A 19,019-nucleotide genomic window follows, 5' to 3' on the forward strand; every position below is an offset into this window, starting at 1 on the left:
CGAACCCCAGGGTTTGTCCTGCGCCCGGTGCCGCATCCAATTGCTTGACGTTTGAACTATTGATTTCTAAAGTGGTGCGATGCGCATCACCTGTATCGGCGGCGGACCCGCCGGCCTCTACTTCGCCCTGTTGATGAAGAAGGCCGACCCGGCACACGAAGTGCGTGTGCTGGAGCGCAACCGCCCCGGTGACACCTTTGGCTGGGGCGTGGTGCTGTCCGACCAGACGGTGGATGCGCTGCGCGAGGCCGACCCCGAGACCGCCGAGCAGATCAGCGAGGCCTTCAACCACTGGGACGACATCGCCGTCCACTTCCGCGGCCGCAGCATGGTCTCCAGCGGCCATGGCTTCTGCGGCATCGGCCGCAAGAAGCTGCTCAACCTGCTGCAGGCGCGCTGTGAGGCGCTGGGTGTGGAACTGGTTTACGAGACCGACGTCGCCGACGATGCGGACATCGACGCCGACCTCATCATTGCCGCCGACGGCCTGAACAGCCGCATCCGCCAGAAATACGCCGCTACCTACCAGCCCGACGTCGACCTGCGCGCCTGCCGCTTCGTGTGGTTGGGCACGACCAAGCTCTTCGACGCCTTCACCTTCGACTTCCAGCAGACCGAGTGGGGCTGGTTCCAGGCCCACGCCTACCGCTTCGACGCCACGCACTCGACCTTCATCGTCGAGGCGCCGGAAAGCGTCTGGCGCGCCGCCGGTATCGAGGACATGAGCAAGGAGGAGGGCATCGCCTTCTGCGAGAAGCTCTTTGCCAAGGTGCTGGACGGACACCCGCTGATCTCCAACGCCAGCCACCTGCGCGGCTCGGCGTCGTGGATACGCTTCCCGCGCGTCGTCTGCAAGACCTGGGTGCATCGCAATGACCGCGGCACGCCTGTCGTGCTGATGGGCGACGCGGCCCACACGGCCCACTTCTCCATCGGCTCGGGCACCAAGCTCGCGCTGGAAGATGCCATCGATCTCGCGCGCGACATCCAGGCGAACACGGATCTGTCGGCGGCGCTGCAGGCGTACGAGGCCACGCGCAGCATCGAGGTGCTGCGCATCCAGAACGCAGCGCGCAATTCCACCGAGTGGTTCGAGAACGTCGAGCGCCATGCCCGCCTGGCGCCCGAGCAGTTCGCCTATTCACTGCTGACCCGTTCACAGCGCATCTCGCACGAGAACCTGCGCCTGCGTGATGCGAACTACGTCGGCGAGTTTGAGCGCTGGCTGGCGGGCCAATCTGGCGTGGATGCACAAGTGCCGCCGATGTTCACGCCCTTCAAGCTGCGCGGCCTCACGCTGAAGAACCGCGTCGTCGTCTCACCCATGGCTCAGTACAGCTGCGAGGACGGCATGCCCGGCGACTACCACCTGGCCCACCTCGGCGCTCGGGCCCTGGGTGGTGCCGGCCTCGTTTTTGCGGAGATGACCTGCGTGTCGCCCGACGCGCGCATCACACCCGCCTGCCCGGGCCTGTGGAACGACGCCCAGGGCGCGGCCTGGCAGCGCATCGTCGAATACGTGCATACCCACAGCAGCGCCCGCATCGCGATGCAGCTCGGCCATGCGGGTCCCAAGGGTTCCACCCGCGTGCCCTGGGACGGCGAAGACCTGCCGCTGCCCGATGGCAACTGGCCGTTGGTCTCGGCTTCGCCGCAGCAATATCTCGACGGCATCAGCCAGGTCGCGCGCGCCATGACCCGCGCCGACATGGACCGCGTGCTGGAAGACTTTGTCGCTGCCGCCCACCGCGCTGCCGACGCCGGCTTCGACTGGCTGGAACTGCACTGCGCCCACGGCTATCTGCTGTCCGCCTTCATTTCGCCGCTGACCAACCGCCGCGACGACGATTACGGCGGCTCGCTGGAGAACCGGCTGCGCTACCCGCTGGAAGTCTTCACGGCGCTGCGCGAGGTCTGGCCGCTGGACCGTCCCCTGTCCGTGCGCATCTCGGCTCATGACTGGGTGCCCGGCGGCACGACGCCCGAGGATGCCGTCGCCATCGCCAACGCGTTCAAGGAAGCGGGCGCCGACCTCATCGACGTGTCCTCCGGCCAGGTCAGCAAGGCGCAAAAGCCCGTCTACGGCCGCATGTTCCAGACGCCTTTCGCCGAGAGCATCCGCAACCGAGTCGGCATCGCGACCATGGCCGTTGGCTCCATCTCCGAGGCCGACCATGTCAACAGCATCATCGCCTCGGGCCGTGCCGACCTCTGCGCCATTGCGCGGCCGCACCTGGCCAACCCGGCCTGGACGCTGACCGAAGCGGCGCGCATCGGCTACCGCGGCCCCGTCGGCCTCGAATGGCCCAGGCAATACCTGTCCGGCAAGAGCCAGCTCGAACGCGAGTTCGAGCGCCAGCGCGCCGGCAATGTGGCCGCGGCGGAACAGGCCAACAAGGCATTGGGCGTATGAAAAAACACGCAGTGGTGACCGGTGGCGGGAGCGGCATTGGCGCCGCAGTGGCAAAGCGCTTGCTGGCCGACGGCTGGCGCGTCACCTTGATGGGCCGCAGCCTGGAACGCCTGCAGGCCCAACAAGCCGCACTGGGCGATGTCGCCATCCAGGTCTGCGACGTCGCCGACGAAGCCAGCGTCAGCGCGGCTTTCGCGGCCGTGGGCGATGTGGACCTCCTCGTCAACAACGCCGGCCAGGTTGAGACGGCGCCACTGCACAAGACCTCGCTGGAGCTCTGGCAGCGCCTGCTCAATGTCAACCTGACCGGTACCTTTTTGTGCAGCCGCGCCGTGCTGCCCGGCATGCTGGCGCGCAAAGACGGCCGCATCGTCAACGTGGCCAGCACGGCGGCGCTCAAGGGCTATGCCTATGTGGCGGCCTACTGCGCCGCCAAGCATGGCGTGCTCGGCCTGACCCGTGCGATGGCGCTGGAGGTGGCCGCCAAGGGCGTGACGGTCAACGCCGTCTGCCCCGGCTACACCGAGACCGACATCGTCGCCAATGCCGTCGACACCATCGTCGCCAAGACCGGCCGCACGGCCGAGCAGGCACGCGCCGAACTCGCCAAGGCCAACCCGCAAGGCCGCTTGATCCAGCCCGAGGAGGTGGCCGACACGGTCGCCTGGCTCGCTGCTAGCCCGGGCGTCAACGGCCAGGCCATTGCCGTCTGCGGCGGGGAGACGATGTGAACGACATCGACATCGATCTCGAAACGCGCATGTCGGATGACGACCACCAGGCGCTCAAGCTCTGGCTGCGCCTGCTGTCCTGCACCACGCGCGTCGAAGACCAGATCCGCCAGCGCCTGCGCGCCGACTTCGGCACCACGCTGCCGCGCTTCGACCTGCTCGCCCAGCTGGAGCGCCACCCCGACGGCCTGACCATGCGCGAGCTGTCCAAGCGCCTGATGGTGACGGGTGGCAATGTCACCGGCATCACCGACCAGCTCGAAGCCGAGGGCCTGGTGCTGCGCGAGACGCGCGCCGACGACCGCCGCAGCTTCATCGTCAAGCTGACGCCCCAGGGCCGCCGCCAGTTCAAGCGCATGGCGGCCACGCACGAGGGCTGGATCGTCGAGCTCTTCGCGGGCTGGACGCCGGCGCAGAAGACCCAGGTCCACGACCTGCTCGCCCAACTGAAAACGCATCTGGCCAAGGACAACGCCCCATGACGCCCCATCTGACCTCCGGCAACCACCTGAGCCTGGTCGGCCACGAAGCCCAGCACTTCCTCTGGCAGCAGCAGGGTTCGGTCGGTGTCATCACGCTGAACCGGCCCGAGCGCAAGAACCCGCTGACTTTCGAGTCCTATGCCGAGCTGCGCGACCTGTTCCGCGCGCTGGCCTATGTGGACGAGGTCAAGGGCATCGTCATCGAAGGGGCCGGCGGCAATTTCTGCTCGGGCGGTGATGTGCACGAGATCATCGGCCCGCTGACCGGCATGAGCATGCCCGACCTGCTGGCTTTCACGCGCATGACGGGCGACCTCGTCAAGGCCATGCGCGCCTGCCCGCAGCCTATTCTCTCGGCCATCGACGGCGTCTGCGCCGGCGCCGGCGCCATCATGGCCATGGCCTCCGACCTGCGCGTCGGCACGGCCCGCAGCAAGACGGCCTTCCTGTTCAGCCGCGTGGGCCTGGCCGGCTGCGACATGGGCGCCTGCGCCATGCTGCCGCGCATCGTCGGTCAGGGTCGCGCGTCGGACCTGCTCTACAGCGGCCGCAGCCTGGGCGGCGAAGAGGCGCTGTCCTGGGGCTTCCTGAACCGCCTCGTCGAGCCCGAGCAGCTGTTGAACGAGACGCTGAAGTGGGCCGGCGAGATCGCCAGCGGCCCCAGCTTCGGCCATGCAATGACCAAGCGCATGCTGCATCAGGAATGGTCCATGGGCGTGGACGAAGCCATCGAGTCCGAGGCGCAGGCCCAAGCCATCTGCATGATGACCAAGGACTTCCATCGGGCCTACGAGGCCTTCGTCGCCAAGCAGCGGCCGGTCTTTCAGGGGGACTGACATGCAACACCTGGATTGGCCCTTCTTCGACGCCAAGCACCGCGAGCTGGCGACTTCGCTGGACGCCTGGTGCGCCGCGGACCTGCATGTCGACCATGACGCCGACGTCGACGCGCAATGTCGCGCGCTGGTCGCCCAGCTCGGCAAGGCCGGCTGGCTCAACCATGCGGTGGCTGGCGAAGGCCAGGCCATCGACACCCGTGCCATCTGCCTGATCCGCGAGACGCTGGCCAGGCACGACGGCCTGGCCGATTTCGCCTTCGCGATGCAGGGCCTGGGCTCGGGCGCCATCTCGCTGCAGGGCACGCCGGCCCAGCGCGAACACTATCTGCCGCGCGTCGCGCGTGGCGAGGCGTTGGCGGCCTTCGCGCTGTCCGAACCCGAGGCCGGGTCGGACGTGGCCGCCATGCAGTGCAGCGCCACCGAGGATGGCGACGCCTATTTGCTGAACGGCGAGAAGACCTGGATCTCCAACGGCGGCATCGCCGACTTCTATGTGCTGTTCGCTCGAACCGGTGAAGCGCCCGGCTCGCGTGGCCTCTCGGCCTTCATCGTCGATGCCGGCATCCCGGGCTTCGAGATTGCCGAGCGCATCGACGTCATCGCGCCGCATCCGCTGGCCCGCCTGCGCTTCACGAATTGCCGCGTGCCCAAGAGCCAGATGCTCGGCGCACCCGGCGAAGGCTTCAAGCTCGCGATGCGCACGCTGGACGTCTTCCGCACCTCCGTCGCCGCCGCTGCCCTGGGATTTGCGCGCCGCGCGCTGCAGGAAGGCCTGGCCCAGGCCAAGGCGCGGCCGATGTTCGGCGGGCGCCTGGCCGACCTGCCGTTGACCCAGGTCAAGCTGGCCGACATGGCCTGCACGGTGGACTCGTCCGCGCTGATGGTCTACCGCGCCGCCTGGCTGCGCGACCAGGGCAAGACCATCACCCAGGAAGCCGCCATGGCCAAGCTGATGGCGACCGAAGGCGCCCAGCAGGTCATCGACGCCGCGGTGCAGCTCTTCGGCGGCCGCGGCGTGCGCCGCGGCGAGATCGTCGAGTCCCTCTACCGGGAAATCCGCGCGCTGCGCATCTACGAGGGCGCCAGCGAAGTGCAGCAACTCATCATTGGTCGCGAACTCCTCAAAAGGGCGTGAGAGAACCATGCATCCATCGGCGCATCTGGACAGCTTCGCAAGAGATCACCTGCCGCCGCAGGACCAATGGCCCGAGCTGGTGTTCGACCTGCCGGAGCTGCAGTTCGGGCCCAGGCTGAACGCGGCGACCGAGCTGCTGGACCGTTGGGTCGAGCAAGGGCAGGGCGGCCGGCCCTGCGTGCAGGGTGCCGGCCTGCGCTGGACCTATGCCGAGCTGCAGGCCGAGGCCAATCGCATCGCCAACGTGCTGGTCAACGAATTGGGCGTCGTGCCCGGCAACCGTGTGCTGCTGCGCGGCAGCAACACGCCGCAGATGGCCGCCTGCTGGTTCGCCGTCATCAAGGTCGGCGCGATCGCGGTCGCGACCATGCCGCTGCTGCGTGCGGTCGAGCTGGGCAAGGTCATCGCCAAGGCCGAGGTCACGCATGCGCTCTGCGACGCGGCGCTGGCCGACGAGCTGGCGGCGGCGCAGTTGCAGAACCCGGTGCTGCGCGGCATCTGTCATTTCCGCAGCGACCAGCCCGACGGCCTGGAAGCGCGTGCGGCCCGCCAGCCCGCCAGCTTCGCGAATGTCGACACGGCCAGCGACGACTGCGCACTGATCGCCTTCACGTCCGGCACGACGGGCCAGCCCAAGGGCACGATGCATTTCCATCGCGACGTCATCGCCATCTGCCGTTGCTGGCCGGTGCACTGCTTGCGCGCACAGGCGAGTGACGTCTTCATCGGCAGCCCGCCGCTGGCCTTCACCTTCGGCCTGGGCGGCCTGCTGCTGTTCCCGATGAGCGTGGGCGCGTCGGCGGTGCTGCTGGAGAAGGCGGCACCCGAGTTGCTGCTGGCCGCGATTGCCGAGCACCACGCGACGGTGTGCTTCACGGCGCCGACGTCCTACCGCGCGATGGCGCAGGTCGCTGCTCAGCATGACCTGTCGTCCCTGCGCAAATGCGTCAGCGCCGGCGAGGCGCTGCCGGCGGCCACGAGGGCGCTGTGGAAGCAGACAACCGGCCTTGAGCTCATCGACGGCATCGGCGCGACCGAACTGCTGCACATCTTCATCTCGCACACCGAGGCGGACGCCAAGGGCGGCGCCACGGGCAAGCCCGTGCCCGGCTACCAGGCCTGCATCCTCGACGACGCCGGCCAGCCGCTGCGCGCGGGCCAGGTCGGCCACCTCGCCGTGAAGGGCCCGACCGGCTGCCGCTATCTCGCCGACGAGCGTCAGCACCAGTATGTGCAGGACGGCTGGAACCTGACGGGCGACTCCTACCTCATCGACGACGAGGGCTACTTCGTCTACCAGGCCCGCACCGACGACATGATCATCTCGGGCGGCTACAACATCGCCGGCCCCGAGGTCGAGGCGGCGCTGCTGAGCCACCCGGCCGTCGCCGAGTGCGCCGTCATCGGCGTGGCTGACGAAGAGCGCGGCCAGTTGGTCAAGGCCTTCGTCGTGCTGCGTGCCGGCCATGCGGGTGACGTCAAGGCGCTGCAGGAGCATGTGAAGGCCACCATCGCGCCCTACAAATACCCGCGCGCCATCGAGTTCCGTACCAGCCTGCCGCGTACCGAAACGGGCAAGCTGCAGCGCTTCCGTCTCAGAGACACTGCCTGACCTTTTCCGTGGAGATCTCGCACATGAAGAAGACCCTGGTTGCCCTGGCCTTTGCCACGTCCCTGCTCCCCGCGGCCCAGGCCGCCGACAAGCTCAAGATCGGCTTCCTGAGCACGCTGTCCGGCCCCGGCGCCGGCCTGGGCGTGGACATCCGCGACGGCTTCGCGCTGGGGCTCAAGCACAGCGGCGGCAAGCTCGGCGGCATGCCCGTCGAGATGGTCACCGCAGACGATCAGCAGAACCCCGAGGTCGCCAAGCAGAGCGCCGAGCGCCTCATCAAGCGCGACAAGGTCGACTTCATGACCGGCATCGTGTTTTCCAACATCATGCTGGCCGTTGGCCCCTCGGTGTTCGACGCCAAGATCCCCTACATCAGCGCCAACGCCGGCCCGTCGCAGTACGCCGGCGAGCAGTGCAACCCTTACTTCTTCAACGTCGCCTGGCAGAACGACAACCTGCACGAGGCCGTGGGCAAGACGGTGACCGAGAAGGGTTTCAAGAAGCTGGTGCTGCTGGCGCCCAACTACCCGGCGGGCAAGGACGCGATGACGGGCTTCAAGCGCTACTACAAGGGCGCCGTCGTCGAGGAGATCTACACCAAGCTCGGCCAGCTGGACTACGCAGCCGAGCTGGCGCAGGCGCGGGCGGCCAAGCCGGATGCGATGTACATCTTCCTGCCCGGCGGCATGGGCATCAACTTCATCAAGCAGTTCGTCGGCGCGGGGTTGTCCAAGGACGTGACGCTATTCGGCCCGGGCTTCTCGGCCGACGAGGACGTCATCAAGGCGGTCGGTGAGCCGATGCTGGGCATGTTCAACAGCTCACACTGGGCGCATGACATGGACAACGCGGCGAACAAGAAGTTCGTGGCTGATTTCCTGAAGGACTACGGAAGGCTGCCGTCCCTGTATGCGAGTCAGGGGTATGACGCGGCGTTGTTGATGAATGCGGCGGTGAGGGATGTGAAGGGGAAGGTCGAGGACAAGCCGGCGCTGTTGAAGGCGATCAAGGCGGCGAAGTTCGAGTCGGTGCGGGGGGCGTTCAAGTTCAATCGGAATCAGTACCCGATTCAGGATTACTACCTGCGGGTGATCACGAAGGATGGGCAGGGGCGGGTGACGAACCGGACGCTGGGGAAGATCTTTACGCAGCATGAGGATGCTTATGCGGCTTCTTGCAAGATGAGCTGAATCGCGTTTGGTTGCTTGTGCCAGAGGCTTTTATGACTCGTCGCAGTGAGCCGGGAGTCCGCCCCGGCAGGGCGGGTAACTTTTCTCTGACGCGCCAGAGAAAAGTCACCAAAAGAGGAGCGCTCAATGCAATCCGCACTCGAGTGGCGGCATGCGCTCGCGATGCTCGGACCGGAGCGCGCCACCACGCGACCCGCTGCGCTCTCGCTGCTGTCCCTGTGACGAGCGCCATCCATCGCCCCTTCACGCCGGTTAACGCCGGCTGCACGCCGGGCTCATCAGGAAATACCAACCAGCCGCGTCGCCCGAGCGACGCTGTATTGGGCTGTTTTGATGAGCACGGCGTGCAGCCGCGCGTCGAACGGGCTGCTGGTGCGATGGATGTTGCTCGTGACAAGTCAGACGCGAGAGCGCAGCGGTTCGCTTCTTGCCGAGATGCTGCTGGCTGTTTTCGCGCGCCGCTCATCGCGGCGCCGCGATCGCGTGCGGTTCAGGGCCTCTTCTTTGGTGACTTTCTTCTGGCGCCGCAGAAGAAAGTTACCCCGCCGCCGGGCGGGACTCCCGGCACCGCACTGGCCAGCAACCAGAAGTAGCGAGCGCCACGCCCACCATGGACTGGATCCTCATTACCGAGCAATCCCTCAACGGCCTCCAATTCGGCCTGATGCTCTTCCTGCTTGCTGCCGGCCTCACCCTCGTGTTCGGCATCATGGACATGATCAACCTGGCGCACGGCTCGCTCTACATGGTCGGCGCCTACCTGGCCGCGGCGGTCGCAGCCGCAACCGGCTCCTTCCTGCTCGCCGTCCTCGCCGCACTCGTAGGCACCGCCATCCTCGGCATGACCCTCGAAGTCACGCTGCTACGACGCCTGTATGCAAGAGACCACCTCAGCCAGGTCCTCGCCACCTTCGCGCTGATCCTGATGCTCAACGAAGGCGTGCGCATCCTCTGGGGCGACCAGCCGTTGATGCTGAACACGCCCGCCGCGCTGTCCGGCCCCGTCGAGCTGCTGCCCGGCCTGTTCTACCCGGCCTACCGCCTGCTCATCATCGGCGTCGGCCTTGCGGTGGCGCTGCTGATGTGGTTGCTGGTCACCCGTACCCGCGCCGGCATGTGGGTCAGGGCCGGCGCGTCCAACCGCCAGATGGCCACCGCCATGGGCATCGACATCCGCAAGCTGTTAACTGCCGTGTTCGGCCTCGGTGCGGCGCTGTGCGCGCTGGCCGGCGCGCTGCTCGGCCCGCTGCTGGCCGTGCAGGTCGGCATGGGCGAAAGCATCCTCATCCTCGCCTTTGTCGTCATCGTCGTGGGCGGCATCGGCTCGGTGCGCGGCGCGCTGGTGGGCTCGCTGCTGGTCGGCGTCGTCGACACCGCCAGCCGCACGCTGCTGCCCGCCGCGCTGCGTCAGCTCGCTTCGCCCGAGGTCGCGTCCAACCTCGGCCCGGCGCTGGCGTCCATCCTCATCTATGTGCTGATGGCCGCCATCCTGTTCTGGAAGCCGCGTGGCCTCTTCCCCGCCCATGGCTGAAGCGCGCAGCCTCCACCACCGCGGCCTCGGCCGTTGGATCTGGCCGCTTCTGGCCGTGCTCGCTGCCCTGCCGCCGCTGTTGCAGAGCATGGGCCTGGAGTTCTACACGGTCGTCGGCACACGCATCCTCATCTTCGCCATCGCAGCGTCCAGCCTCAACCTCATCCTCGGCTTCGGCGGGCTCGTCAGCTTCGGCCACGCGGCCTACATCGGCCTGGGCGGCTACACGGTTGGCGTGTTGATGGACGCGGGCATCACGTCCGCCTGGGTCGCCTGGCCGGCGGCGATGGGGGTCAGCGCAATCGCTGCGGCCCTCATCGGCGCCATCAGCCTGCGCACCCGCGGCGTCTACTTCATCATGATCACGCTGGCCTTTGCCCAGATGTTCTATTTCCTGGCCGTGTCGCTGAAGGCCTATGGCGGCGACGACGGGCTGCCGTTGGTGCAGCGCTCGGCCCTGGGCTTCGGTCTTGATCTGAAGGACGACGCCAGCTTCTACTGGGTCGCGCTGCTGCTCTGCGCCATCGTCATGGCCGGCCTGCAGCGCCTCGTGAACTCTCCCTTCGGTTGGCTGCTGCAGGGCGCGCGTGAGAACGAGGTGCGCGTCGCCGCGGCGGGCGGCCGCGTGTTCGCGCTGCGCTGGCAGGCCTTCGTGCTCGCGGGCGCCATCGCGGGTCTGGCCGGCGCGATGCTTGCGAACCTGAACGGCCTGGTGTCGCCGCACCTGATGCACTGGTCGCAGTCCGGCCAGCTGATGGTCATGGTCATCATTGGTGGCGCGGGCGCGCTGTGGGGCGGGCCTCTGGGCGCGGCGGCGCTGCTGTTGCTGGAGGAGCTGCTGTCAGGCTACACGCTGCATTGGCAGCTGGGCCTGGGCGCGCTGCTGCTGTTGGTCGTGCTGTATGCGCCGCGTGGTCTGGCCGGAGTGTGGCGCCGTGCTTGAGGTCAAACAGCTTGTGAAGCGCTTCGGCGCGTTGGCCGCGACCGATGGCGCCAGCTTCGAAGTGAAGGCGGGTGAACTGCATGCCCTGATCGGCCCCAACGGCGCCGGCAAGACGACGCTCATCCACCAGATCTCCGGCGCGCTCGCGCCCGACTCAGGTGCCATCGTCTTCGACGGCCAGGACGTCACTCGGCAAGGTATGGCTCGCCGCGTGCAGGCCGGCCTGGTGCGCAGCTTCCAGATCACCAGCCTCTTCAAACCCTGCTCCGTGCGTGACAACCTGGTGTTGGCTGTGCTGGCTCGGCGCGAGGGTGCACCGTCGTGGTGGCGCAGTGCGCGAGCCGACGTGGCCGCGCATGCAGAAGCCGATGCGCTGCTCGCGCGCGTTGGGCTGACGGCTCAAGCCGACCGCATCGCCGGCGAGCTTGCGCATGGCGAGCAACGCCAGCTGGAAGTCGGTCTCGCGCTCGCAGCCAAGCCGCGCCTGCTGCTGCTGGACGAGCCGCTGGCCGGCATGGGGCCGGATGAATCCGCCCGCATGGTCGAACTGCTGCAGGCGCTGAAAGCTGAAGGCTTGACGCTGCTGCTCGTCGAGCACGACATGGACGCCGTCTTCCGCCTCGCCGACCGCATTTCGACGCTGGTGGCAGGGCGCGTCATCGCCAGCGGCACGCCGGCCGAGATCCGCGAGCATGCCGAGGTCAAGCGGGCTTATCTCGGTGATGAGCTGGAGGCGGCCGCATGACTGCCTTGCTCGAAATCAAGAACCTGCAAGCCGGCTACGGCGCCAGCCAGGTGCTGTTTGGCCTCGACCTGAGCATGAAGGCTGGCGAAGTGGCGACGCTGCTGGGCCGCAACGGCATGGGCAAGAGCACGCTGCTGCGCTGCCTGTGCGGCTGGATGGCACCCAGCAGCGGCCGCATCACGTTCTGCGGCCAGGACATCACCGGCTGGCCGGCCGACCGCATCGCGCGGCTGGGCCTGGCCCTGGTGCCCGAGGGGCGGCAGGTCTTCCCCAACCTCAGCGTGCACGAGCATCTGCGCGCCTTCGCGGCCAACCGCAGCGGCGCGGCCGAGCCGTGGACGGTGGAGCGGGTCTACGGCCTTTTCCCGCGCCTGGCCGAGCGCGCCGGCCACATGGGCCAGCAGCTGTCGGGCGGCGAGCAGCAGATGCTGGCCATCGGCCGTGCTCTGGTCACCAATCCGCGCTTGCTGGTGCTGGACGAAGCGACCGAAGGCCTGGCACCCCTGGTGCGCGAGGAGATCTGGCGCTGCCTGGACCTGCTGCGCGCCGCCGGCCAGACCATCCTCGTCGTCGACAAATATGTGCAGCGGCTGATCCGCCTGGCCGACCACCACACGGTCGTCGAGCGCGGCCGCGTGGCCTGGGCGGGATCGTCGGCGGCGTTGGCGGCCGACCCTTCGCTGTGGCAGAAGCACGTGGGGGTGTGACGGTGAGCTCTTTCGCCTTTCAACGTGAGCAACTCGTGCGCTTCGGCCATTGCGACCCGGCCGGCATCGTCTTCTACCCGCGCTATTTCGAGATGCTCAACGAGCTGATCGAGGACTGGTTTGCCCACGACCTCGGCCTGCCATTCGACGTGCTGATCGGCCAGCGCAGCGTCGGCATGCCCACGGCTCAGCTCGACACGCGCTTCCTGCGCGTCAGCCGCCATGGCGACCGTCTCGTGCAAACCATCCGTATCGAACGCCTGGGCGGGGGCTCGCTGAAGCTGAACATCACTTTCATTGGCGACGACGGCACGCGCGTCGAGTTCACCCAGGTGCTGGTCTGCACCTCGCTCGCCACCCACAAACCCCAGGCCTTTCCGGCCGATCTGCGTGCCGCGCTGGAGCGCTCGCTCGCCGCACAACAGGAGACAAACACATGAGCACCAACAAGCAGATCCTGCAGCCCGCCGGCTGGACCCAGCCGCGTGGCTATGCGAATGGCGTGGCGGCCAGCGGCCGCCAGGTTTTCGTCGCTGGCCAGATCGGCTGGAACGAGCGCTGCGAGTTCGACAGCGACGACTTCATCGCCCAGGTGCGCCAGACCCTGCTCAATATCCGCGCCGTGCTGGCCGAAGCCGGCGCGGCGCCCGAGCACATCGTGCGCATGACCTGGTATCTCATCGACAAGCGCGAATACATCGCCCGCGGCCGCGAGGTGGGCCAGGCCTACCGCGACGTGCTGGGCCGCGACTACGGCATCGCGATGAGCGCCGTGCAGGTGTCGGCGCTGATGGAGGACCGGGCGAAGGTGGAGATCGAGGTGACGGCGGTGGTGCCGGGATCTGAATGAGACGGCTATAGGCCTTCTCTGTCTGCAAAGCCCGTCAAGCTTGCTTCCGAATATCCAGTTCGATGACCGGATAGGTCTTGCTTGCCGGGTCATACGACACGACGAGATAGGCGCGGTCTAGCTGCTTGTAAGGACCGAACAACTTGGTAGCTAATTCGACCTCCAGACGGTCGATAGTCAGCAGTGGCTCATCGGTGAACATGCAAACCGCGATGCTTGCAAACGGTCCGCCATGAAAGGTCTTTGAATCCTTCTCGGCAAGCAATCTAGCGATGTGCGTTGTTAACTCACCTGGCGCCCAGTTTCGAAAAACGTCTACTCCTTGCGCGTTCAAACGCGCCGCGTCTTGACACACAACTTCCACGACTTCGAACGCGACTTTTCCACCGGCCGAATTCGTACAAATGCAGTCAGGCGGATCTGGACTAAACGACTCAGGTGCACCGAGGACGAAAGATTTATCGCGATTCAGCGCCTTGACGAGCTCCTCAACGACGCCGAGCTCTTTCCGAGCTTTGTCCGGCCATTCGAAGAAAGAGGCGTAGCGCTTCATAAGTCCAGTGCACAGTGCCTTGATCGCTCGCGCGAGCTACCTCAAGCCAACACCACCTCAATCCCCCGCCCCCGCAACTGATCCACGATGGCCTGGTCCGCGCCGCTGTCGGTGATCAGCATGTCCAGTTGCTCCACCGGCGCAATGACCGACAGGTTGCGCTTCATCAGCTTGGAGGCGTCCGCCACGGCCACGACCTGGCGGCTGATCTTCATCATCTGGGCGTTGAGCTGTGCTTCCAGCAGATGCGGCGTCATCAGGCCGATGTCGGGGTCGAGGCTGTCGACGCCGAGGAAGAGGCGGTCGGCGTAGAGGCCCTGCAGCGCGGCCACGGCCTGGGGGCCGGACAGCGAATAGGAGTTGGGCCGCAACTGGCCGCCCGGCATGATGAGGTTGATGTGCGGCACGGTCGCCAGCAGCGCGGCAATGTTCAGCGCGTTGGTGATGACGTTCAGCGAATTCAGCCGCAGGCCGCGGATCTGCTTGGCGATCTCTTCGGTCGTCGAGCCGGAGTCGAGCAGGATGGTCTCGCCGTCGCGGATCATCTTGGCCGCTTCGGTGGCGATGCGCACCTTCTGCTCGTGGCGCAGCTTCTGCTTGACGCCGATAGGCACTTCCTCGGTGTCGCGCTGGGCGAGCGCGCCGCCGTGGGTACGCAGCACGGCGCCGGTGGAGGCCAGCGAGTTGAGGTCGCTGCGTATGGTGACGACGGAGGTGCCGAAGCGCTCGGCCAGTTCGTCCACCGTGACGCGGCCCTGGCTCTGCACCAGCTCGCGGATCAGCCGGCGCCGCTCGTCGATGAGCAGCGGGCTTTCGGTTTTCGCGGGCAGTGACAGGGAGGTTGGCATGCGGGGACAGAAGGCGGGGCCGACTTTCGAATGATATCGACCGCTCAGCCGTCGAGCCTGGCAAGCGCTGCTGGCGACAACGGCCTGCCAGCCAGGCGGGCGGCATAGAGCGCAGCGCCAAGCTCGGGACCAAAGCGCGGCGTCTTCAACACCGAACCCGGCAGGCGACGAGCGAGGGCGGCTTGCAGCGGCCCCAGCACCAGCTCGCCGGCCGCGAACACGCCGCCGGAGTAGGAAACGGGCACGGCCTGGATGCCGCTGACGCCCAGGTTGCGCGCGACGCCGGCGGCGAGGGCGGCCAACTCATCCCCGGCGCGCACGAGCAGCTGGCGGGCCTGCACGTCGCCCGCGTTGGCGGCGGCCGTGGCCAGGCGGGCGACCTGGGCCAGCTCGCTGCGCGCGGCGCTGCCGTTGATCTCGCCGCAGAGGTCGAGGTCGTGCTTCAGCTCGAAGTGATCGCGCACCAGGCCCAGCAGCGGGCCGGGTTCGGCGCGGCAGTCGGCCATGCGCGAGAACAGCGCCAGCACCTCGCGGGCCAGCCAATGGGCCGAGCCTTCGTCGCCAAAGACCTCGCCCCAGCCGCCGCAGCGCGCGCCGCGGCCCATCCATTCGCCATAGGCGATGGAGCCGGTGCCGGCGACGAGGCTGATGCCATCGGCGCCCGCGAGTGAGCCGGCCCAGCTGCAGATCATGTCGTTGCCGACGCGGCTGTGCGGCACCACGCCGGCCAGCAGCTCATCGAAGGTGGTGAGCAACTCGCTGTCTTCGCCATGCGCGGGCAGGCCGGCGAAGGTGTAGCTGATGTCGCTGGCCGTCACGCCCGCCTGGCGCAGCGCGGCCTGCACGCCGTCGCGCAGCAGGGCGCGCAGCGCGTCAAAGCCGATCTCGATGTAGTAGCTCGTCGTCGACTCATGGCGCGCGAGCAGGCGGCCAATCTCGTCCACGAGGACGAAGGCGGTCTTGGTGCCGCCGCCGTCGATGCCGAGGAACATGGAGCTCATCCTTGAGGCTGTTGGTTCACGGGATGGATGGTGACACCGCTGACGACGCGAGTCACGGTGCCGGACGCGCTGGGGTTGTCGGGCGTGATGCCAAGCTGCAGCGAGGCGAGCAGGGCCAGGCATTGCGCAAAGACGAGGGCCACTGGCGCCAGCGCCAGGTCGGGTGCGCTGGCGGGCAGGGCCAGGGTCACGTCGTCCGCATGAGGCGCCTCGGCACCGTTCAGCGCGGACGTGCGCAGGGCCAGCACGCGGGCGGGGCCTTGCTTGCGCAGCTCGCGCAGCAGGTCGAGGTCGTACTGGCGCGTGTAGGGATCGTTGGACAGGATGATGACGACCAGCGTCTTGTCGTTGAGGATGGTCTTGGGGCCATGGCGGAAGCCCAGCGTCGAGTCGGCCATGGCGACGAGCTTGCCGTCGGTCAGCTCCAGCATCTTCAGCGCGGCCTCGCGGGCCAGGCCCAGCAGCGTGTTGCTGCCGAGGAAGACGATGCGCTCGAAGGACTGCTCGGCCAGTGCGTAGAGGCGGTCGCCTTCGCCCTCAGTCAGGACCTGCGCCGCGCGAGCCAGCTCGGCCACCGGCGCCAGGGGCAGGTCAAACGCCCAGGCGGCGGCCAGCAGCATGCCGCTGAAGCTGGACGTCATCGCAAAGGCGCGGTCGTTGGTCTCGTCGGGCAGCAGCAGCACCTGGGCGCCGGCCTGGCCGGCCATGCGGCGGTTCAACGTGCCGTCCGCCGCGCAGGTGATGACGAGGTGGTGGCAGGTCTTGATGAAGCGGTCGGCCAGCTCCACGGCGGCCAGGCTTTCGGGGCTGTTGCCGGAGCGGGCGAAGGACACCAGCAGCGTCGGCACCTCGGGCTGCAAACACTGCTCGGGGCTGGAGACGATGTCGGTCGTTGCCACGGCTTCGACGCGGATGCCGGGGCGTTGGCCGAGGTGGCGCAGCAGGGCCGGCGCGATGCATTGGCCGATGAAGGACGAGCTGCCGGCGCCGGTCAGCACGATGCGCAGCTGGGGCAGGGCGAGCAGGGGCGCCAGGAAGGCGTCGAGGGCGGGGCGCTCGGCCTGCAGTTGGGCGTAGACCGTTTGCCAGACAGCGGGCTGATGAGCAATCTCACGGGCCGTGTGCGCGGCGCCGCGGTGATCGAGGTCGGTGGGGTCGAGGTGAAGCAGGGTCATGTCAAGCTGCACAGGCATGGAGATAAGGCCGCAGGGCCTGGACGGTGCCGTCGCGCAGCAGCGCGTCGGTGTGGGTGGTGATGCGGCCGTCGCGCACGGCCTCGTACTGGCGGGGTAGGTACTGGCTCAGCAGCGTCAGCGGTGGCGGCGTGGCGTCCAGGCGGGCCAGCATGGTCCGGCAGGCTTCGCGCACGGCGGGGTGGGCCCAGTAGTAGCGGATGCGGTCGCTCAAGCTGTAGGCCAGGTCAACATTCAGCCGCGCCGGGTCCTGGTAGTAGCCGCGCCAATGCTCGGGCTCGGCGCGCATGACGCCCAGCACGGTGTCGACCAGGCCTTCGCCCTTGCCCACCCACTCGCGCTCGACGGCGGCCAGCGCCCACAGCGTCTCGCGCAGCGCAAAGGTCACGCCGGGGCCGACCTTGAGGATGGCGAAGTGGTCGCGGGCCAGCTGGGCCAAGCGCTCGGGGGTCTGGTAGTCGGTCGAGTGGGCTTCGAAGACGAGGCCGGGCTGGCTGGCGATGAAGGCGCTCAAGGCCTGCGCTTTCTCGGGCCGGTAGTCGATGACCTTGTGGTGGTCGAACTCGACGCCGGGCTGCACGACCATGGCGATGACGCGCTCCCACGCGGCCTCCAGACCGGCGCGCTGAAAGGCGATGCGATGCAGTTCCAGCGTGGACGCGGCAGCGTCGGGCGAGGTCACTTCCAGCTCGCCCAGGTCTTCGTGTGCGCCGCCCGGCACGGGCACCTCGGTGCCGATGACGTAGACCGGCGGGTCGCCACGCTCGGGCGACTGCAGCCAGGCCATCTCGGCCGCGCGGCACAGGCGCACGGCGCGGGCGGCGATTTCGGGTTCGGGCAGGGGCACGAGGTCACCGGCGCAGGACATCGAGCAATCCAGGTGGATCTTGCGAAAGCCCGCACTCACGTACTGGGCCACCATCACTTCGGCCTTGGCCATGGCCGCATCGGCCGGCAGCTTGCGCCAGGCGTTGGGGCCGAGGTGGTCGCCGCCCAGCAGCAGCAGTTCGGGCGCCAGGCCTTCGGCTTCGGCCAGGCCCTGCACGTAGCGGCGGAAGTCCAGCGGCGTCATGCCGGTGTAGCCGCCGTCCTGGTTGACCTGGTTGGAGGTGGCTTCGATGAGGGCCGGCCGGCCCTGGGCGGCGCATTCGCGCAGCGTGGCGGCGATGACGACGGGATGGGCGGAGCAGACCGACGGAATGCCGACGGCGAGGTTGCCGTTGGCCGCTTGCTTGTGGCGGCGCACGAGGTTGAGCATGAGCTTCATGCGGCGTCTCCTTGAACGGGTGTGGAAGAGGGCGGGGTTTCGGGTTGCAGCGCGAGCAGCAGGGCCGCGAGCAGGGCGAGGGCGACGCCGGCCAGCTTGGAGCCGCTGGGCGCGGCACCGCTGAGGGCCATGGAGAGCACGGCCGTCAGCAGCGGTGCACCGGCATTGACGAGGGGCGACACGACGAGGGCCTTGCCGTAGCGGAAGGCATAGACCAGCGTCAGCGCGCCGATGGCGTTCAGCACCTGGATGACGGCGGAGAGGCCGGGGCCTTGCCAGCCCCAGTTGATGGGCTGGGAGAAGTCCGTCATGGCCAACGCCACCGGCGCGCAGGCCACCGCGCCGACGGCCATGTAGAAGAAGATGCTTTCGGCGCTGCTGCCCGCGTTGGCCAGCTTGATGAAGTAGGCCTGCAGGCCCCAGGCCACCAGCACGAACAGGGCCAGCACGAACCACAAACCTACGGTCTGATTCGCTTGGCCGCCCCCGCCGAGCTGCAGGTCGAACAGCGGCAGAGAGCACAGCGCGAGCACGATGCCTGCCATGCCCAGCTTGCCGGTGCGCTCGCCCAGCAGGCCGAAGGACAGCGCGATGGTCAGCGCCGGCGACAGCGACACGATGGGGAAGATCAGATAGGCCGGGCCGGACTGCACGGCGCGGAACAGCAGCATCTGGCCGCCGGCGCCCAGCAGGCCCACGGCCAGGCCGAGCACGACGGAGCGGCGGTCACGGTCGATGCGCCAGCCGGCGCGGGCCAGCACGATGACGGCGGGCACCACCATCGTCAGCGCCCAGACGACGTAAATCAGCGTGTCTGGAAAGCCGTGCTCGGAGGGCAGGCCGGTGAAGGCGCCCCACACGCCCCAGAGCAGGGTCGTGATCAGCGTGTAGATGAGCCAGTTGCTCTGCATGGGAAGTCTTTCGTGGGGTCCGGTAGCGCGTTTGCGACTTTCGAGCGAAAGCATAAACGAACAAAAAC

At 67.8% G+C, this 19,019-nt stretch carries 20 protein-coding genes; 14 read left to right on the plus strand and 6 right to left on the minus strand.

Annotation, left to right across the window (positions count from 1 at the left end):
• The first annotated feature begins 79 nt into the window (after positions 1 to 79).
• The 14 genes from AC1D2H_RS17565 (at position 80) to AC1D2H_RS17630 (ending at position 13,178) form a co-directional block, all read left to right on the plus strand.
• A complete protein-coding gene (locus AC1D2H_RS17565) occupies positions 80 to 2,413 on the plus strand; it encodes a bifunctional salicylyl-CoA 5-hydroxylase/oxidoreductase (RefSeq protein ID WP_478011870.1) in 2,334 nt (777 codons plus the stop codon).
• The gene (locus AC1D2H_RS17570; protein ID WP_477936944.1) at positions 2,410 to 3,144 is read left to right on the plus strand and encodes an SDR family NAD(P)-dependent oxidoreductase; all 735 of its coding nucleotides are present in this window, start codon (positions 2,410 to 2,412) and stop codon (positions 3,142 to 3,144) included. Before AC1D2H_RS17565 ends, AC1D2H_RS17570 begins: the two co-directional genes overlap by 4 nt.
• A 29-nt stretch (positions 3,145 to 3,173) precedes the next feature.
• Positions 3,174 to 3,626, plus strand: coding sequence for a MarR family winged helix-turn-helix transcriptional regulator (locus tag AC1D2H_RS17575; protein WP_477936983.1), 453 nt, complete (start codon positions 3,174 to 3,176; stop codon positions 3,624 to 3,626).
• On the plus strand, positions 3,623 to 4,462 hold the full coding sequence (locus tag AC1D2H_RS17580) for an enoyl-CoA hydratase family protein (RefSeq protein ID WP_477936946.1): 840 nt from the start codon (positions 3,623 to 3,625) through the stop codon (positions 4,460 to 4,462). The genes AC1D2H_RS17575 and AC1D2H_RS17580 overlap by 4 nt, the downstream gene beginning before the upstream one ends.
• Before the next feature lies 1 nt (position 4,463).
• A complete protein-coding gene (locus tag AC1D2H_RS17585) occupies positions 4,464 to 5,600 on the plus strand; it encodes an acyl-CoA dehydrogenase family protein (protein WP_477936948.1) in 1,137 nt (378 codons plus the stop codon).
• 7 nt (positions 5,601 to 5,607) lie between these two features.
• Positions 5,608 to 7,212, plus strand: coding sequence for an AMP-binding protein (locus AC1D2H_RS17590; protein ID WP_478011871.1), 1,605 nt, complete (start codon positions 5,608 to 5,610; stop codon positions 7,210 to 7,212).
• 23 nt (positions 7,213 to 7,235) lie between these two features.
• Positions 7,236 to 8,402 carry an ABC transporter substrate-binding protein gene (locus tag AC1D2H_RS17595; protein ID WP_477936952.1) on the plus strand — a complete coding sequence of 389 codons (1,167 nt, stop codon included), beginning with the start codon at positions 7,236 to 7,238 and terminating at the stop codon, positions 8,400 to 8,402.
• A gap of 218 nt (positions 8,403 to 8,620) precedes the next feature.
• Positions 8,621 to 8,995, plus strand: a complete 375-nt coding sequence (locus tag AC1D2H_RS17600; RefSeq protein WP_477936954.1) for a hypothetical protein — start codon at positions 8,621 to 8,623, stop codon at positions 8,993 to 8,995.
• Between the two features lie 17 nt (positions 8,996 to 9,012).
• Positions 9,013 to 9,933 (plus strand): branched-chain amino acid ABC transporter permease, encoded by a 921-nt coding sequence (locus tag AC1D2H_RS17605; protein WP_478011872.1) that lies wholly within the window; start codon positions 9,013 to 9,015, stop codon positions 9,931 to 9,933.
• Positions 9,926 to 10,876 carry a branched-chain amino acid ABC transporter permease gene (locus AC1D2H_RS17610; RefSeq protein WP_478011873.1) on the plus strand — a complete coding sequence of 317 codons (951 nt, stop codon included), beginning with the start codon at positions 9,926 to 9,928 and terminating at the stop codon, positions 10,874 to 10,876. The genes AC1D2H_RS17605 and AC1D2H_RS17610 overlap by 8 nt, the downstream gene beginning before the upstream one ends.
• Positions 10,836 to 11,621: an ABC transporter ATP-binding protein gene (locus AC1D2H_RS17615; protein ID WP_478011874.1), complete on the plus strand. Its 786-nt coding sequence runs from the start codon at positions 10,836 to 10,838 to the stop codon at positions 11,619 to 11,621. The genes AC1D2H_RS17610 and AC1D2H_RS17615 overlap by 41 nt, the downstream gene beginning before the upstream one ends.
• Positions 11,622 to 11,626: 5 nt before the next feature.
• On the plus strand, positions 11,627 to 12,328 hold the full coding sequence (locus tag AC1D2H_RS17620; RefSeq protein ID WP_477936985.1) for an ABC transporter ATP-binding protein: 702 nt from the start codon (positions 11,627 to 11,629) through the stop codon (positions 12,326 to 12,328).
• 2 nt (positions 12,329 to 12,330) lie between these two features.
• Entirely contained in the window at positions 12,331 to 12,768 is a 438-nt protein-coding gene (locus AC1D2H_RS17625; protein WP_477936962.1) for an acyl-CoA thioesterase, read from the plus strand.
• Complete coding sequence (locus AC1D2H_RS17630) at positions 12,765 to 13,178, plus strand: RidA family protein (protein ID WP_477936964.1); 414 nt, start codon at positions 12,765 to 12,767, stop codon at positions 13,176 to 13,178. The genes AC1D2H_RS17625 and AC1D2H_RS17630 overlap by 4 nt, the downstream gene beginning before the upstream one ends.
• 34 nt (positions 13,179 to 13,212) lie before the next feature.
• Here the strand turns inward: AC1D2H_RS17630 and AC1D2H_RS17635 are convergent, their stop codons facing one another.
• From AC1D2H_RS17635 to AC1D2H_RS17660, 6 genes are read right to left on the minus strand one after another with little or no spacing between them, the layout of a single operon-like run.
• Positions 13,213 to 13,731 carry a hypothetical protein gene (locus AC1D2H_RS17635; RefSeq protein WP_477936966.1) on the minus strand — a complete coding sequence of 173 codons (519 nt, stop codon included), beginning with the start codon at positions 13,729 to 13,731 and terminating at the stop codon, positions 13,213 to 13,215.
• Positions 13,732 to 13,772: 41 nt separating this feature from the next.
• Positions 13,773 to 14,579, minus strand: coding sequence for a DeoR/GlpR family DNA-binding transcription regulator (locus AC1D2H_RS17640; protein WP_477936968.1), 807 nt, complete (start codon positions 14,577 to 14,579; stop codon positions 13,773 to 13,775).
• 44 nt (positions 14,580 to 14,623) lie between these two features.
• The gene (locus AC1D2H_RS17645; RefSeq protein WP_478011875.1) at positions 14,624 to 15,580 is read right to left on the minus strand and encodes an N-acetylglucosamine kinase; all 957 of its coding nucleotides are present in this window, start codon (positions 15,578 to 15,580) and stop codon (positions 14,624 to 14,626) included.
• Positions 15,577 to 16,755: an SIS domain-containing protein gene (locus AC1D2H_RS17650; RefSeq protein ID WP_477936972.1), complete on the minus strand. Its 1,179-nt coding sequence runs from the start codon at positions 16,753 to 16,755 to the stop codon at positions 15,577 to 15,579. Before AC1D2H_RS17650 ends, AC1D2H_RS17645 begins: the two co-directional genes overlap by 4 nt.
• A 1-nt stretch (position 16,756) precedes the next feature.
• A complete protein-coding gene (locus AC1D2H_RS17655; RefSeq protein WP_478011876.1) occupies positions 16,757 to 18,040 on the minus strand; it encodes a D-tagatose-bisphosphate aldolase, class II, non-catalytic subunit in 1,284 nt (427 codons plus the stop codon).
• Positions 18,037 to 18,951 (minus strand): EamA family transporter, encoded by a 915-nt coding sequence (locus AC1D2H_RS17660; protein WP_477936975.1) that lies wholly within the window; start codon positions 18,949 to 18,951, stop codon positions 18,037 to 18,039. The genes AC1D2H_RS17655 and AC1D2H_RS17660 overlap by 4 nt, the downstream gene beginning before the upstream one ends.
• Between the last annotated feature and the right edge of the window lie 68 nt (positions 18,952 to 19,019).

This window comes from Roseateles sp. P1_C1_2 (genome assembly GCF_056406535.1).